At 59.2% G+C, this 14749-nt stretch carries 13 protein-coding genes; all 13 read left to right on the top strand.

The features are described 5' to 3' along the window. The 13 genes from GAK28_RS07455 (at position 1) to GAK28_RS07395 (ending at position 14679) form a co-directional block, all read left to right on the top strand. On the top strand, positions 1 to 738 hold the full coding sequence (locus GAK28_RS07455) for an SDR family oxidoreductase (protein ID WP_291776701.1): 738 nt from the start codon (positions 1 to 3) through the stop codon (positions 736 to 738). 2 nt (positions 739 to 740) lie between these two features. Beyond that, complete coding sequence (locus GAK28_RS07450) at positions 741 to 1685, top strand: NAD-dependent epimerase/dehydratase family protein (protein WP_291776699.1); 945 nt, start codon at positions 741 to 743, stop codon at positions 1683 to 1685. Positions 1686 to 1699: 14 nt separating this feature from the next. Next, positions 1700 to 3028, top strand: coding sequence for an NAD(P)/FAD-dependent oxidoreductase (locus GAK28_RS07445; RefSeq protein WP_291776697.1), 1329 nt, complete (start codon positions 1700 to 1702; stop codon positions 3026 to 3028). Further along, positions 3025 to 3432 carry a GtrA family protein gene (locus GAK28_RS07440; protein ID WP_291776695.1) on the top strand — a complete coding sequence of 136 codons (408 nt, stop codon included), beginning with the start codon at positions 3025 to 3027 and terminating at the stop codon, positions 3430 to 3432. Before GAK28_RS07445 ends, GAK28_RS07440 begins: the two co-directional genes overlap by 4 nt. A gap of 32 nt (positions 3433 to 3464) precedes the next feature. Beyond that, entirely contained in the window at positions 3465 to 5474 is a 2010-nt protein-coding gene (locus tag GAK28_RS07435; RefSeq protein ID WP_291776694.1) for a hypothetical protein, read from the top strand. Positions 5475 to 5612: 138 nt separating this feature from the next. Then, positions 5613 to 6710: a CDP-glucose 4,6-dehydratase gene (gene rfbG, locus GAK28_RS07430; RefSeq protein WP_291776693.1), complete on the top strand. Its 1098-nt coding sequence runs from the start codon at positions 5613 to 5615 to the stop codon at positions 6708 to 6710. Next, on the top strand, positions 6710 to 7645 hold the full coding sequence (locus GAK28_RS07425; RefSeq protein WP_291776690.1) for an NAD(P)-dependent oxidoreductase: 936 nt from the start codon (positions 6710 to 6712) through the stop codon (positions 7643 to 7645). Before rfbG ends, GAK28_RS07425 begins: the two co-directional genes overlap by 1 nt. After that, positions 7642 to 8601: a glycosyltransferase family 2 protein gene (locus GAK28_RS07420; protein WP_291776688.1), complete on the top strand. Its 960-nt coding sequence runs from the start codon at positions 7642 to 7644 to the stop codon at positions 8599 to 8601. The genes GAK28_RS07425 and GAK28_RS07420 overlap by 4 nt, the downstream gene beginning before the upstream one ends. Before the next feature lie 11 nt (positions 8602 to 8612). Continuing rightward, the gene (gene rfbF, locus GAK28_RS07415; RefSeq protein WP_291776685.1) at positions 8613 to 9380 is read left to right on the top strand and encodes a glucose-1-phosphate cytidylyltransferase; all 768 of its coding nucleotides are present in this window, start codon (positions 8613 to 8615) and stop codon (positions 9378 to 9380) included. A 2-nt stretch (positions 9381 to 9382) separates the two neighbouring features. Next, the gene (locus GAK28_RS07410) at positions 9383 to 10438 is read left to right on the top strand and encodes a lysylphosphatidylglycerol synthase transmembrane domain-containing protein (RefSeq protein WP_291776683.1); all 1056 of its coding nucleotides are present in this window, start codon (positions 9383 to 9385) and stop codon (positions 10436 to 10438) included. After that, on the top strand, positions 10435 to 11769 hold the full coding sequence (locus GAK28_RS07405) for an NAD(P)/FAD-dependent oxidoreductase (protein WP_291776681.1): 1335 nt from the start codon (positions 10435 to 10437) through the stop codon (positions 11767 to 11769). Before GAK28_RS07410 ends, GAK28_RS07405 begins: the two co-directional genes overlap by 4 nt. A 6-nt stretch (positions 11770 to 11775) precedes the next feature. Continuing rightward, positions 11776 to 13743, top strand: a complete 1968-nt coding sequence (locus tag GAK28_RS07400; protein WP_291776680.1) for a hypothetical protein — start codon at positions 11776 to 11778, stop codon at positions 13741 to 13743. A 108-nt stretch (positions 13744 to 13851) separates the two neighbouring features. Then, positions 13852 to 14679 carry a hypothetical protein gene (locus GAK28_RS07395; RefSeq protein WP_291776679.1) on the top strand — a complete coding sequence of 276 codons (828 nt, stop codon included), beginning with the start codon at positions 13852 to 13854 and terminating at the stop codon, positions 14677 to 14679. Positions 14680 to 14749 lie beyond the last annotated feature (70 nt).

Raw genomic sequence — 14749 nt, 5'->3', positions numbered from 1 at the left:
ATGCAACGAGTGCTCATCATCGGCGCGACATCGGCTATCGCAGAAGCTGTCGCCCGCATTTACGCGAAGCGGGGGGCGCGGCTGTTCCTGTGGGGACGCTCTTCCAGCAAGCTCCAGGCCATGGCGGACGACCTTGGTGTCCGCGGTGCAGTCGCTGTCGGTCACGCAAGCCTGGACGTCAACGAGATCCAGGAGCACGCATCGATGTTAGACCGCGCCTGGAACGAACTCGGAGGTATCGACGTCCTGCTGATCGCTCATGGCACGCTACCGGACCAGCACCAGTGCGAGATAGCCGTCGACATCGCCCTTCGGGAGTTCGCTACGAACGCGACCTCGACCATCGCATTGTTGACCCTCGCCGCCCAACGCATGGAGCAGGCCGGGAAAGGCAGCATCGCCGTCATATCCTCCGTGGCTGGAGACCGTGGGCGAGCCAATAACTATCTATATGGTTCGGCGAAGGCTGCCGTCACCACGTTCCTGAGTGGCCTACGGCAGCGGCTCTCGCATCACGGCGTAAATGTCCTGACAATCAAACCCGGCTTCGTGGATACACCCATGACCAGGGACTTCAAGAAAGGTGCGCTATGGGCGAAGCCATCCGCGGTCGCTAGTGGCATTGTCAACGCCCTGGATAAGAGGCTGTCGAGCGTTTACCTGCCATGGTTCTGGCAAGGCATCATGATCATCATTCGCAGTATTCCCGAATCCATCTTCAAACGTCTCCGTCTCTGACCATGCCTAGCGAACACAGCAAGATCGTCATTACGGGTGCCGCCGGACTGGTCGGACAGAATCTTATCGTCGAACTGAAGAGTCATGGATTCGTTCGAATCGTCGCGATCGACAAGCACGAATACAACCTGGGCATCCTTCGACAGCTCCATCCGGACGTCGAAGTCATCCAGGCCGATCTGGCCGTGCCCGGCGACTGGGAACAAGCCTTCGAGGGTGCGGATTGCCTAGTCCAATTGCATGCCCAGATCACCAGCAAATTTCGTGATGTATTCATACGCAATAATATTGATGCTACGCGCCTGGTACTGGCGGCAGCCCAACGGCACGGAACGCCTTACATCGTCCATATCAGCTCGTCGGTGGTGATCTCCGTGGCGGTGGACGACTACACTGAGACCAAGCGGGCGCAAGAGGAACTCGTCGTTTCCTCGGGTATGCGGCACTGCGTGCTGCGCCCCACGCTGATGTTCGGCTGGTTCGATCCGAAGCATTTTGGCTGGCTATCGCGATTCATGGCCCGAACCCCCGTATTCCCCATACCCGGTGACGGCCGCTACATGCGGCAGCCCTTGTATGAGCGCGATTTTTGCCGCTGCATCGTCGATTGCATTCTTCGCGAGCGCAATGGCGAGATCTACGACGTCGTGGGTGATACCCGAATCGACTATGTCGACATTATCCGGACAATCAAGAAAGCGAAGGGGCTCCGTACCGCCATCGTACATATTCCCTACGGGCTTTTCGCATTTCTCCTCAAGGTATATGCATTGTTTAGCGGAAAACCCCCCTTCACCGCCGATCAATTGAAAGCACTCAGCGCAGGGGATGACTTCAAAGGCGTCGATACAGCGCAAATCTTCGGCGTAACCCAGACGTCCTTTGCCGAGGCCGTGCGTGAGAGCTATTGCGATCCGCGCTATTCGGCCATCGTCCTCAAGCGCTGATATCGGAAAATCAAATGAACAAGCCACAACGCATTGCCGTCATCGGAGCGGGCCCGATGGGCTTGGCCGTCGCCTACCAGCTGGTCCGCGACGGACACCAACCGGTGGTATTCGAGGCTGACGACCGTGTCGGTGGGATGACCGCCACGTTCGATTTCTCGGGCCTTCAGATCGAGCGCTACTACCATTTCCATTGCACTTCGGATCGAGGGTTCCTGGATGTCCTGTCCGAGCTGGGTCTTTCGGACCGTATGCGATGGACGGAAACTCGGATGGGTTATTGGTATCAAAAGCGCCTGCAGCCCTGGGGAAACCCCATGGCCCTGCTGCGCTTCAAGGGTCTTGGCCTGATCGCCAAGATTCGCTACGGCCTGCACGCGTTTTTTTCGACCAAGCGCAAGGATTGGCGGCCCCTGGATCATGTCGAAGCGACAGGATGGATCCGCCGCTGGGTCGGCGAGGAGGCATGGAACGTCCTCTGGCGGCGCCTTTTCGACTACAAATTCTACGACTACAGCGACAACCTTTCCGCTGCCTGGATATGGAGTCGAATCCGTCGTATAGGCAACTCGCGATACGACATCTTCCGCGAAAAACTCGGTTATCTCGACGGAGGATCCGAAACGCTCCTCAAGACCATGCAATCCTGGATCGAGGCCCACGGAGGAGAGTTCCGGCTATCCAGCCCGGTTAAGAAAGTCGTCATGAACGACGGCGCCGTCATGGGCGTCGAAACCGCGCAGGGGCTTGAGTCGTTCGAGAAAGTGATCAGCACGACACCGCTACCCCTGGTTCCCCGGCTGATGCCCGACCTGCCGCCGGATATCCTGGAACAATATTCCCGCCTAAAGAACATCGCTGTCGTATGCGTCATCGCCAAGTTGAAGAAAGCCGTGACGGAAAACTTCTGGTTGAACGTCAACGACGAAGACATGGATATCCCAGGATTGGTCGAGTACACCAATCTTCGTCCGCTCGATGCGCACATCATCTATGTTCCCTTCTACATGCCGGGTGAGCACCCGAAGTATGGCGATGCCGATGAGGTCTTCACCGCGAAGGTGAAACGTTATCTCAAGACCATCAATCCGGGGCTGACGGATGCCGACTTCATCGACATTCGCGCCAGCCGATATCGCTATGCCCAGCCGATCTGTCCGCCGGGGTACCTGGATGACATTCCGTTCCGAAAGTTACCCGTTCAGGGACTCTGGGCCGCGGACACGTCGCACTATTACCCCGAGGATCGAGGCATCTCCGAAAGCATCGATTTCGGCCGGATGATGGCCCGGGAGGCCGTGGCGTCCCCTGTTCAGGTGGATCAGGGCGCAGGATCGGCATGATCCGCGCCCTGTCTCCTGCTCATATACGCTTTCTGAAATTCCTGGCGGTTGGTGGTTTTGCCGCAGTGGTCAACTTCGGCTCTCGCATCGCGCTAAGCCAGATGATGGCCTATGCGCCCGCGATCGTCGTCGCGTACTGCCTGGGCATGATCACCGCCTTCTACCTCAATCGCCGCCTTGTATTCCAGGCGAGTGCGCACTCCGTAGGCCGCCAGGCCGTCTGGTTCGTAGTGGTGAATCTGTTCGCCGTCATCCAGACATTGGCAATAAGCTTGCTTCTGGCCCGTTGGTTCCTGCCATTGATCGGATGGTCCTGGTACCCCGAGCTTTGCGCCCATGCGGTCGGCGTGGCTGTCCCGGTCGTGACCAGCTACCTCGGCCACAAACACCTTTCCTTTCGCTGAGGACCACCTCTCCCTGTATGGGTATCGATACCATGACCATCCAGCATCCCAGCCGGTTCTCCTGGGGCATTTTCGCTTTCGTAACCGCGCTTATCGCGGCCTTTGTCATCACGCAACATGCGACCTTCCTTTTCGGTCCGCCGATCATGGAAGTCGGTGACATCGGCGCCAATGCGCTCAACATCATCGATGCGAGGTCTTTTTCAGACCTGTATGGAAATTATTCGCGCTGGGGCTTCAATCATCCCGGACCGTTTTTTTTCTATTGGTACGCAGGCGGACAGTGGTTATTCCACGACGTGGCCCATCTTGTCGCGTCTGCGCACCAGGCCGATATCTTGGCCGGCATTCTTCTCCAGTCAGGCCTCATCGCTGGCGCCATCAGTCTTCTTGCTACCACGACGCGACGCGCCGTGGTGCTGCCTCTGCTGATCATCGTCGCCACCATCGTCCTGACGTACGCCGGCAACGCCATTGCCAGCGTGTGGATGCCCCATGTGCTGCTTGGGCCATATATCCTCCTTCTTGTCGCCTGCAGCTTCCTAGCCTGCGGCAGGCTGAACATGCTTCCATTGTCGGTCCTGATGGTATGCATCCTTTGCCATGGGCATGTCGCGCAACCGCTCATGTCAATCCCCCCGTTGCTCGTGGCGGTAGCCTTCTACGCACAAGCATGCCGTCGCGAAGGCTCATCTCCTTCCGCCATCCTGCGTAAGGCCATCAAGCCGCTACTTGTCTCGCTCCTCATTATGGCGATCTTCCTGTTACCTATCGTCATCGACCTGGGGCGATGCCCCGACTGCAACGCCGCCCGAATCCTGGACTATGTAAAACGTGGCGGCGGAGAGCGCCCGAGCTGGGCTCAAGCCATCAACGCCATCGCATCGCTGTTCATTTTCGATCACCATCCGGAGGGCATAAGCGGCCTGCCGCACATCGGACTCCTGACCCGTCGCGTGCTGGCCATGGTGCTCGCCTGCATCGGCGCGTTCGCCATCACCACCATCGTGGCACGCCGCCACCCCGGTGACCGCGGCGCTCAGGCACTGCGGATGACGGTCGGTTTCTGCCTGCTGGCTGTAGCGCTCTCTTGCGTGTGGTCTAGTCGAATCACCGGGCAACTGTTCGAATTCAACTCCTACTTCGTGTACGGCATCATTTTTGTCATGGCGGCGACCACCGTCTCGGCATTGGCCATGCTGACAGGCCCCGTATTGACCGGGCCGCTCCCCCCCTCGCTAGCCTGGCTGATGGTCATCGTCGTCGCCACCCTGATGCCCAGGGAGCCGATCAACAGTGAGTCGAACGCCTTCGACCAGACCCCATCCACGCAGCTGCCCTATACGGGTCGCATGGCACTCATCAACCAGTCCGCGGTTGAGAATTGGCCTGCCACGGTAGCGCTGGCTACCTGGGCCTACCGCTCCGGATCCGAGTTCCAGGTCCCATCCCAGTGGGCCTACGTTTTCGGGTATAGACACGCATTCAATGAGCACGCAATACGGGCGGCAGGCGATCGTGTGGATGTCTGGGAGGTGGGCAGCGCCGGCAACATCATGGCCACGCGCAGGTTCTCTTCCACCATGTACTGCCATATCACCGCGACGACGCCCATTGCAGAACTGGAAGGGGCCATCAAGTCCCTCGCCGCTCTACGAAAGGACTGCACACTGGCAGCGTTCGGATTACCCGATCCGGTGTCGTCCCCCCAGCCAGCTTACGTCGATGGGACGGTATACCTTCAGTTTCGGTCGCGCTCCGCACAGAATGCGGTCGTATTGCAGGTCGAGGTGGCATCCACCCCCCACGCAAAAGACGTGCCAGTCACAGTCAAAGTCAATGGCCAGGATGTGGGTATACAAGCGGTTGAACAGCACGGGCCCGTCAGCGTCCGAATTCCGGCAACCCTATGGAATCGGAGCCAGATCACGACCGTCGAGCTGTCCCCAACGGATGATGCGTCCCGTCCTGAACGAGATGCCACGGGCTCCACCTCCCATCCACCCCTGGATATCCGCGGTATCGGTCTGACCTATGAATGATTCAGCCAGCCCATCCCTGGGTGAGCCGATCAGGATGGTAAGGCTATACTTACGGGATATCTGGTGCTCCCCTGCCCGCTCACGGGTCGCCGACGGGGGCTAGCCATCCAACGAATCCGGCCGATCAGGGAAAGAACCATGCGTCATACCGAACTTCTTGCGTTCGAGGAAAAGCTGCGGGGCAGAAAGGTATTCGTCACCGGCCATACGGGATTCACCGGTTCATGGGCTTGCGCGTGGCTTCTCGATATTGGCGCTGACGTATGTGGTTTTTCGCTCGCACCGGAGACATCTCCCAGCCTTTGGCACGAACTCCGCCTCGACGGACGCATGCGCTCTATCCTCGGCGACATTTGCGACCGTCAGGCGCTGGAACAGGCCATGTCGGCTTACTGCCCCGACGTGGTACTTCACCTGGCCGCCCAGCCACTGGTCCGCAAAAGCTATCGCGAACCCTTTGACACATTCAATACGAATGTGATGGGCACCCTCAACGTGCTCGAAGCCAGCAGGCACGTTCCTGGCCTGCGGGCAGTCGTTTGCGTAACGACGGACAAGGTCTACGAAAACCGCGAATGGCCGTGGCCTTATCGCGAAAACGATCCCCTTGGCGGAAAGGACCCGTACAGCGCGTCCAAGTCCGCGGCCGAGATGGTCATCCAGAGCTACCAGTATGCGTTCAGGACATCGGACGACCGCCCTTTGCCGGTAGCTACCGCACGTGGTGGCAATATCATCGGTGGCGGCGACTGGTCTGAAGACCGCCTGATACCTGACTTCGTCCGGGCGGTCACGCAGGGCTCCAGCCTTACCCTCAGGTATCCCGACGCTACCCGTCCCTGGCAGCATGTACTGGCCCTGGTGCAGGGTTACATGATGTTGGCGGCACGTCTTATCGACTCGCCCGACACCACCGCGCGCAGTTGGAACCTCGGGCCGGCCGACGGGCGGGCACTGACAGTCCGCGCCGTACTGGAATCCCTGGCCGAAACGTGGTCCCGTCCTGATCTGGAGTATCTCGACAATCCCGCGAAAGAGGCACGCCTTCTGGCGCTGGACAGCACGCTGGCACGAGATGACCTTGGCTGGCATCCCGCATGGGACGTCGAGCAGACCATCGAACGTACCGCTGCCTGGTATCGCGAATTCCACACCGGGAAACAGGACGCGACCACCATCACCTTCGGACAAATCGTGGAGTGGCGACAGCTCCTGCTCAAGCGGAACAAGGGCTGATGCGCGTCCTGCTCACGGGCGGCGCCGGTTTCATCGGTAGCAGGCTGATTGCCCACCTCCAGGCAGCCCGCATCGACGTCGTGTCGATCGGGCGTAGCCCGCTGCGGTCATCGGGGGAAATACGGCACGTCCTCGTACCCGGCGGCCTCGACGGTTCCAGCGCCCGCAAAGCACTCGAAGGCGAAGCCTTCGATGCGATACTCCATCTCGCCGCTGCGGGCGTGCATCCTTTGGATCGCTCGCCCGAGGTCCTCATCCAGGTCAATGGGTTTCTTCCCAGCGAACTGGTATCGCTGGCCCATGACCTGGGCTGCCGTGCCTTCCTCATGACCGGAACCAATTCCGAGTACGCCAGTTTCGATGGGAATCGCCTTGACGAGGCAACCCCGCTGGAAACCCGCAAGCTTTACGGCGCAACCAAGGCTGCGGGAGCGATGCTGGCCGTGGCCAAAGGTGCCGCGCTGGGCGTTTCTTCGACGAATCTCCGGCTGTTCAATGTGTACGGCCCCGGCGAGGCTCCCCATCGCCTGCTGCCTTCGCTTCGCAACGCACTGCTCGAGAAGCAAACCGCTCCCTTGTCGGAAGGCCACCAGCTCAGGGACTTCGTTCATATCGACGATGCCTGTCGTGCGATACTTGGTGCGCTCGCTGCCGCCCTCGACGGGACGCTTCCCGGTGGTCACTACAATGTATGCAGCGGTATCGCCACAAGCGTGCGCGATTTTGCGCTCCACGTCGCCCAGGCCATGAGAGCGGACACCGCACTCCTGCAATTCGGCGCGATCCCTCTTCGACCGGACGACCAGCCGCGTGTCATCGGCAACCCGGACGCCCTGGCATCCCATATTTCGTGGCATCCCCGGTTCACGGTGACCGAGGGCATCCAGGCCACGATCGCCGAACTAAGCCAGACGGACCTTCTTGGAACGCCATGAACGCATTACCCCTGATTTCGATCGCCATTCCCGTCTTCAACGAAGAAGGAAATATCGAAGCGCTGTATGCACGCCTCGACGCCTTGGCACACTCCCTTGCCAATGAGTGCGAGCTGGAATTCGTTTTCAGCGATAACTGCTCTACGGACAGCACGTGGAGCATGTTGGAGGCACTGGCCGCGAAGGACCAGCGCATTCGGGCAATTCGTTTTTCAAAGAATTTCGGCTTTCAGCGCTCGATCCTTGCCAACTATCTCCACACCCGTGGAGATGCGGTCCTGCAAATCGATGCGGATCTCCAGGATCCGCCCGAACTGCTCAAGGAATTCCTCGCGCTTTGGAAGCAGGGTTACCACGTCGTGTATGGGGTGCGCAGGGCGCGGCCAGAAGGCAAGCTCATCCACTCGTTCCGCAAGGTCGGCTACTGGTTCATCGACCGAATCAGCGAGCATCCCATTCCGCGTAATGCCGGTGATTTTCGCCTCGTGGACCGCAAGGTAATCCAGGCGCTAGCCGAGCAGAGATCCGCCGAACCTTACCTGCGCGGACTCATCGCGGGCATGGGCTTCCGGCAGATTGGCCTGACATACGATCGCGCCGCTCACGTCGCTGGATCCAGCAAGTTCGGTGTCGCCCAACTGATTCGACTCGGACTGACGGGCGTATTCAATCACTCGCTGATCCCGCTTCGCCTGGCGACGGTGGCGGGCATCGCCATTCTCTCGTTATCTGCTATCGGCGCCATTTATTATCTCGTGCTGAAGCTGATCTTTCCCGATCTACCCCGGGGCCTCGCAAGCCTCCACATCCTCATTCTGTTCGGCATTGGCTTTCAATCGCTTTTGCTTGGCATACTCGGCGAGTACCTGCTGAGGATCTACCGGATACTCCGGCGCGAACCCATCGCTATCGTTCAGGATGCCCTGAACCTTGCTCCCAACGACATCAAACTCTAAGTGGCCCGAACATGAAGGCAGTTATTCTCGCTGGCGGCCTCGGCACACGCATCGCCGAAGAATCCGACTACAAACCCAAGCCGATGGTCGAGATCGGCGGTCGCCCTCTCCTGTGGCACATCATGAAGAGCTACGCCAAGCATGGGGTGAAGGACTTCGTGATCTGCCTCGGCTACAAGGGCTATGTCATCAAGGAATATTTCTTCAATTACTATCGCCATACGGCCGACCTCGAGATCAACCTTCGCACGGGTGAAACTGCCGTGCTGAACAGCCAGGCGGAAGACTGGAAGATCACACTCATCGATACGGGGCAGGACACGATGACGGGTGGTCGCGTTAAACGAGTTCGCGAGTACCTCGGCGAAGAAACCTTCTGCCTCACGTATGGTGACGGCCTGTCGGACATCGATATCTCGGCCGAACTGGCCTTCCATCGAAATCATGGCAAGCTCGCAACCGTCGCGGCGGTGCAGCCGCCGGGCCGATTCGGCGTGCTCAACATGGGCGCAAGTGCCAACGTTACAAGCTTCGAAGAGAAGCCCCAGGATGAGATCGGCTGGATCAACGGCGGCTTCTTCGTCCTCGAACCTAAAGCCCTGGACTACATCGCTGGCGACGATACGTCATTTGAACGAGCGCCCTTGGCCAACCTTGCCCGGGATGGCGAACTCATGGCATTCCAGCATCACGGCTTCTGGCAGCCGTGCGACACGCTGCGCGACAAGCGGGAACTGCAATCCTTGTGGGACGCCGACAAGGCACCCTGGAAGCCCTGAGGATGTCGAGCGAAACCCTTATCGAAACCTCAGGCACCAAGAAAAAAGGCGGCTGGCTCCGCCTGGTAATTGGCTGTGCGCTTTCTGCCGTCTGCTTATACTTCGTATTCCGCAACATTCGATTCAATGAAGTCGAGCGCGCCCTGGAAACGTTCCACTGGCCGTACCTGGTGGTGGGCGTCTTATCGCTCGCCATCGGTTACACCGCACGTATCCACCGCTGGAAAATGCTGTTGGAAGCCTGCGGCCCCAAGGTAAGCACCGCGGCTTGCGCAAGCCCGTTCCTTGCGTCCATCGCCCTGAATAACGTACTACCCTTCCGCCTGGGTGACGTTGTTCGAGCGCTGGTTTTTCCAGCTGCCCTGGGTGTCACGAAAACAGGCGCGACCGCTACGCTGGTACTGGAGCGTCTTGTCGACCTGCTCACCCTGCTGATCTGCCTTGCCCTGGCCGGCTCGTTTTTCCCAAAGGGCGCCCTTCCGGCCTCGGTTGTGGATATCGTCCTTGTATTGGCGGTACTCGGCAGCATCGCACTGCTCGGGTTGATCCTGTTCACGGGCCTGGTGGTGAAATCCATCCGTTGGCTGGAAAAAAGCCTGACGAACAAGGCACCCCCAAAGGTTCTGAATCTGCTCCACGCTCTGGGAGACCTTGGCGAAGCCCTTCAGGCCATATCGCGGTTAAGGACGATTTTTGCGGCACTGGCCATTTCCTTTGTAGCCTGGGCTGGCGAGCTTGGCCTATACCTCGCCTTGATGCAGGGCATTGGCATGCCGTTCTCCCTGCCTGGCGGCCTGTTGCTGATGTCCATGGCCACCATCGCCACGCTCGTGCCTTCGTCACCTGGCTACGTGGGCCCCTATCATCTCGCGGCCTTCACGGCGGCCCATCTCATGGGTGGATCGTCCTCGCAGGCCATGACGCTCGCCGTCCTGTGCCATCTCGGCGTATGGCTTCCAACGACGATCGCAGGTGCGACCGTCATGATTTTCAACCGTAACCTGTTCAAGGCGGCGCGCACACAAGCATCGCGCGACGTCTCCGGAGACATGCCATGACGCACCCCACTACCGCATATGACACCGCTATCGTCGGTGCCGGCTTCACTGGCCTGGTCGCTGGCCTGAGGCTTGCCCAGGCGGGCAAGAAAGTCATCGTCCTCGAATCCGATTCGTCGGCAGGCGGGCTTGCGGGTACGTTCGACTTCGACGATGGCGTGCGCATCGAGAAGTTCTACCACCACTGGTTCAATAACGATGCCTTCGTTCCGAAGCTCGTCGAAGAACTGGGGTTGAGCGATCTCATCCTGACGCTCCCATCGCGTACCGGCATGTACTACAACGGTCGTCTATGGCGACTCTCGACCCCACTGGACGTCCTTCGTTTTAGCCCGCTCCCGTTCGTTGATCGCCTTCGGCTCGGCTGGCTCGTGTTCCAGGTGCGCAAGGTCAAAGACTGGAAGGAAATCGAGCACCTGACCATCCGCGAGTGGCTTGAGCCACTTTGCGGAAAGAAAGTTTTCGAACTGGTCTGGGAACCGCTGATCCGCTCGAAGTTTTCCGTGTTCGCGGAAGACATCAACGCCGTATGGTTCTGGAAGAAGTTGGTACTCCGCGGCAGCACGCGCGATACCAAGGGCGGCGAACAGCTCGCCTATTTCCGGGGCGGTTTCGGCAGACTCGCAGAAGCCATCGCCGATCGCATCGTGTCGCTGGGCGGCGAGATTCGCTACAACACGCCGGTCACGGGTGCCGTTACCGAAGGCAATCGCATCCAGGCGCTGCAGACACCTAACGACGACGTCCAGGCAAGCAATTTCCTGCTGACACCGTCGTTCAAGATCATCGCCAGGATCCTCAAGGATGCGCCGCGCGCCTGGATCGACTCGCTGGAACGGGTCAATTATCTCGGAAACGTGTGCCTGGTGATGGAGCTCACCCACAGCCTTTCCGACACGTACTGGATCAACGTCAACGATCCGGGCTTCCCCTTCGTCGGTGTTATCGAACACACCAACCTGGACGACAGCTCGCACTACGCCGGCAGGCATATCGTTTTTCTTTCTCGCTACCTCGCCACCTCCGATGCCACGTGGTCCATGTCGGATGACGAATACCTGGCCTTTGCGTTGCCGCATCTCGAGCGCATGTTCCCGAAGTTCCGCCGGGACTGGATCAAGGAATTCCGTATCTGGCGTGCGGACTATGCGCAGCCGGTGACCGAGCGAGGCTATTCGAAGTACGTCCCGGCAGAAGAAACCCCGTACGAAAATGCCTTGATCTCAACGATGGCGCAAATCTATCCGGAAGACCGTGGTACCAATTACGCCATTCGGGAAGGTCAGCGCATGGCTGAACGACTGGGCGCACCTGCTCCCGGCGGCCATTGATTACCCATGGCCACCCTCGATGGACGGCTGCGAGAGAAATTCTCGCGGGGAGGTGGATGGCTCACGGTAAGCGCCTTGCTTGCCGTGGTCGTCTTCATATTCATTCGGGCCGTACCTTACGGATATAGCTCCAGTCCGGACGTGGCGCACCATTACGCCTTGATTCGATGGCTCCACGATCACTGGGGCGTCGGATCAGGTGCCGCACCCGTCCTTGGAGAAATGGCGATCTACCCAAGGTACGCGCATGTCCTTGCGGCCTGCGTCGCCGCGTTTGTCCATTCACCATTCATTGGCATGCAGGTCGTCGCCACGATGTCCCTCGTGGCGTGCTGGGCCGCCGTGGGCGCACTGTCAAGGCTCCTGCCCGGCAAGAGTTCCTGGCTGTTCGTCGGGAGCCTGCTTGCCCTCCTGGCCGTCAATCGCGTCTATCCCAGGCTCGATCTGTTCGGCCATGAGATCGTCGTAAATTACTTTCTGCCCCAATTGGCTGGACAAGCCTTCTTCATGCTGGTCGTCGCAGGATGTGCCTTCGTAGAGCGTGCCCGTGGGAGTAGCTTCTCCCTGCCACTCATCGCCGTCCTACTGGCCATCCTCGCCGCCGGGATACACCTGCTCCCGGCCCTTGAGGGCGTCGCGTACGGGCTGATGCTTCTGGGAATGTACGCAATCTCTGATCCCGGCAAGGCATGGAAGCGCCTCCCCGCGCTCGTGATCGTTACCATCCTGGCCGGCCTGGCCATTTATTGCCACCCGGCCTTCATGGCGATGAGAACGATCAGCGACAACAACGGTTATCTCCCCCTGTCATTCCTGACATCGTTACCCCGCCTGGCCGCCATGGCGACGATCGTCGCCCTGATGTCCGCGACGCTACTCTACGTATCCTTGCCTTACAGCCGTTTGCACGCGAGCAAGGTCGCCGTCGCTGCCAGGCATGTGGGTTGCGCTGGAGGAGCCATTGCCGCTCTATGTCTCATGCAACTCGTTGCGAGCCGATTCGGTATCGGCTCCGAATACGCATGCCGTAAGTATGCATTCGGTTTATCCACCTTTCTTCTTCTCCAAATATCACTGCTGATCGTCATAATCCGGTCTGGCCGGAACGCTGCATCCCACACGACCCAGCGTCCACTCCTGGGCTGGCTACAGCCGGCAATCATTCTTGCAGCCATGTGGGTGCTGACGTTTTCGCATAGCCATCGCGAAGTGACGGCACCTGAATTCCTAGCCGTGGAGAGCGCCGCCAGCGTGGCGCGTGCCACGGGGGCCGTTGATGGCACCATGCATGCCTATGCTCGCGGTTTGGTGGTCGGAGACATGAGCAACGTCGCCAATTACCTGGTCTCGCTTGCCGTTTTCTCATCGCCCCGCGACGGCAATGGCTACGCCCCGCTTTACGACCACGACTTCCCTGAACCATCCAGGGTCGGAGCCATCTTCAGCTCCACGACTCATCCCAGCGTATGGTCGGATCCTTCATGTATCCGAACGCGATTAGGCGACGGCTTCGTCGTAAGCGACGGCCAGTGCATCATGGCCAAATTCTCGGATGTCTGTCGTCAAACCCTTGATTTTTCTTCATCAGGGCACCTTCCAGAGACCATGATGACCGGTGTCAGTTCGGCGGGCGATACCGGCCGCTGGACCGATGGCAAGCACGCGACTCTTCGTTGTCGCTATCCATCCCAAGGCATGGTGTTTCCGCGCAGCCTTCGCCTGTCTGTCTCGCCCTTCAGTCCTTCAGGCCACTCACAACACCTCGCCATCAGCGTGAACGGTGTGCCCGTCGGAACCTGGAGTCTGACGACGGCGACACAGATCGACATCGCCATTCCAGAGAGCGCTCGCAGTACGTCGGATACATTGACGCTCTCACTCGATTTGCCCGATGCCCTTTCACCCCGTGATGCCGGCATAAGTTCCGATTCGCGCAATCTCGGCGTCATGCTCGACAAGCTCGAATTCCGTTGATACCGGTTGAGAACAACCGGCGACCCTTCATGAAAATGGCTGACCATGCGACCTGGCGATACTGACTCATCCGAGAGCATCAAGGATAAAGGGCTCCGAAAGGACGCCGTGCATATTCATCCGTGGATCTCTCCCCTTGCGAATAAATGGGCGCTTATACTTGGCTTCGCCGGTCTAGCCCTGATATTTCTCACCGGTGCACTACTCAAGCCAACTCGCGTGGGAGATGGCTCGGAGTACTACGCGCTTTACTATGCCATCAAGGTTGGGCACCACCCCTTCATGACCGAGCCGGCCTATGTGGCCTACGACAAGCTCGTCGCTAGCGGCACCCTGCGTGATGCCGTTGCAACGCAAACGATGAGGGATGCCTTCCCCCCGCTTATCCAGAAAAGCGGCGCGGACTACAATCATTTCTGGTTCTATCCCGCGCTTGCCGTGGTAGCCGGCGGCTGGCTCTCTCTTTTTGGCGCCGGGGCACACCTCGCGTTCATCTTCCTCCACGCATTGCTTTTCGGAGCCCTGATCTACGTCTCGGCCCGCGCCTACGGGCGTATCGGTGCCTTCGCCGCCGCTGTTGTCACCATCGGCTCGCCGATGATCTGGTTCGTAGACAAGGTTCACACTGAGTTCCTGACGTATTGTTGCGTAGCGATTGCCGCCGTGGTGTTTTCCCGGCGATCCTATTTCGTCGCCGCGCTAATGCTGGCGATCGCCTCCACGCAGAACATCAGTATCGGCGCCACGTCGGTATTCTTGCTAGCAATCGCAGCATGGAAAGTCCGAAAGGAGCCCATAAAATTTTCGAATGTCGTCCTTGCCGTCACCACGCTGGCATTGATCGCGCTACATCCGCTGTACTTCTTTACCCGCATCGGAGTCATCGATCCCCAGCTTCTGGCGGGGGGGAGCCTCCATCGGATCGAATATCGGTAGCACACTGATTTGGGTAATCGATCCCGATGTCGGCCTTTTTCCCAACTGGCCCCTGGGCCTGGTGATACTG

Origin of the sequence: Luteibacter sp. (genome assembly GCF_009912395.1) — a bacterium.
GTDB lineage: Bacteria > Pseudomonadota > Gammaproteobacteria > Xanthomonadales > Rhodanobacteraceae > Luteibacter.
Note: the sequence above shows the minus strand (reverse complement) of the source record. Positions and strands in the feature narration are given on the sequence as shown.

Bases quoted from the DNA above. Each gene is read 5' to 3' on its own strand.
- GAK28_RS07455 (WP_291776701.1), top strand. From the start codon at position 1: ATGCAACGAGTGCTCATCATCGGCGCGACATCGGCTATCGCAGAAGCT.
- GAK28_RS07450 (WP_291776699.1), top strand. From the start codon at position 741: ATGCCTAGCGAACACAGCAAGATCGTCATTACGGGTGCCGCCGGACTG.
- GAK28_RS07445 (WP_291776697.1), top strand. From the start codon at position 1,700: ATGAACAAGCCACAACGCATTGCCGTCATCGGAGCGGGCCCGATGGGC.
- GAK28_RS07440 (WP_291776695.1), top strand. From the start codon at position 3,025: ATGATCCGCGCCCTGTCTCCTGCTCATATACGCTTTCTGAAATTCCTG.
- GAK28_RS07435 (WP_291776694.1), top strand. From the start codon at position 3,465: ATGACCATCCAGCATCCCAGCCGGTTCTCCTGGGGCATTTTCGCTTTC.
- rfbG (WP_291776693.1), top strand. From the start codon at position 5,613: ATGCGTCATACCGAACTTCTTGCGTTCGAGGAAAAGCTGCGGGGCAGA.
- GAK28_RS07425 (WP_291776690.1), top strand. From the start codon at position 6,710: ATGCGCGTCCTGCTCACGGGCGGCGCCGGTTTCATCGGTAGCAGGCTG.
- GAK28_RS07420 (WP_291776688.1), top strand. From the start codon at position 7,642: ATGAACGCATTACCCCTGATTTCGATCGCCATTCCCGTCTTCAACGAA.
- rfbF (WP_291776685.1), top strand. From the start codon at position 8,613: ATGAAGGCAGTTATTCTCGCTGGCGGCCTCGGCACACGCATCGCCGAA.
- GAK28_RS07410 (WP_291776683.1), top strand. From the start codon at position 9,383: ATGTCGAGCGAAACCCTTATCGAAACCTCAGGCACCAAGAAAAAAGGC.
- GAK28_RS07405 (WP_291776681.1), top strand. From the start codon at position 10,435: ATGACGCACCCCACTACCGCATATGACACCGCTATCGTCGGTGCCGGC.
- GAK28_RS07400 (WP_291776680.1), top strand. From the start codon at position 11,776: ATGGCCACCCTCGATGGACGGCTGCGAGAGAAATTCTCGCGGGGAGGT.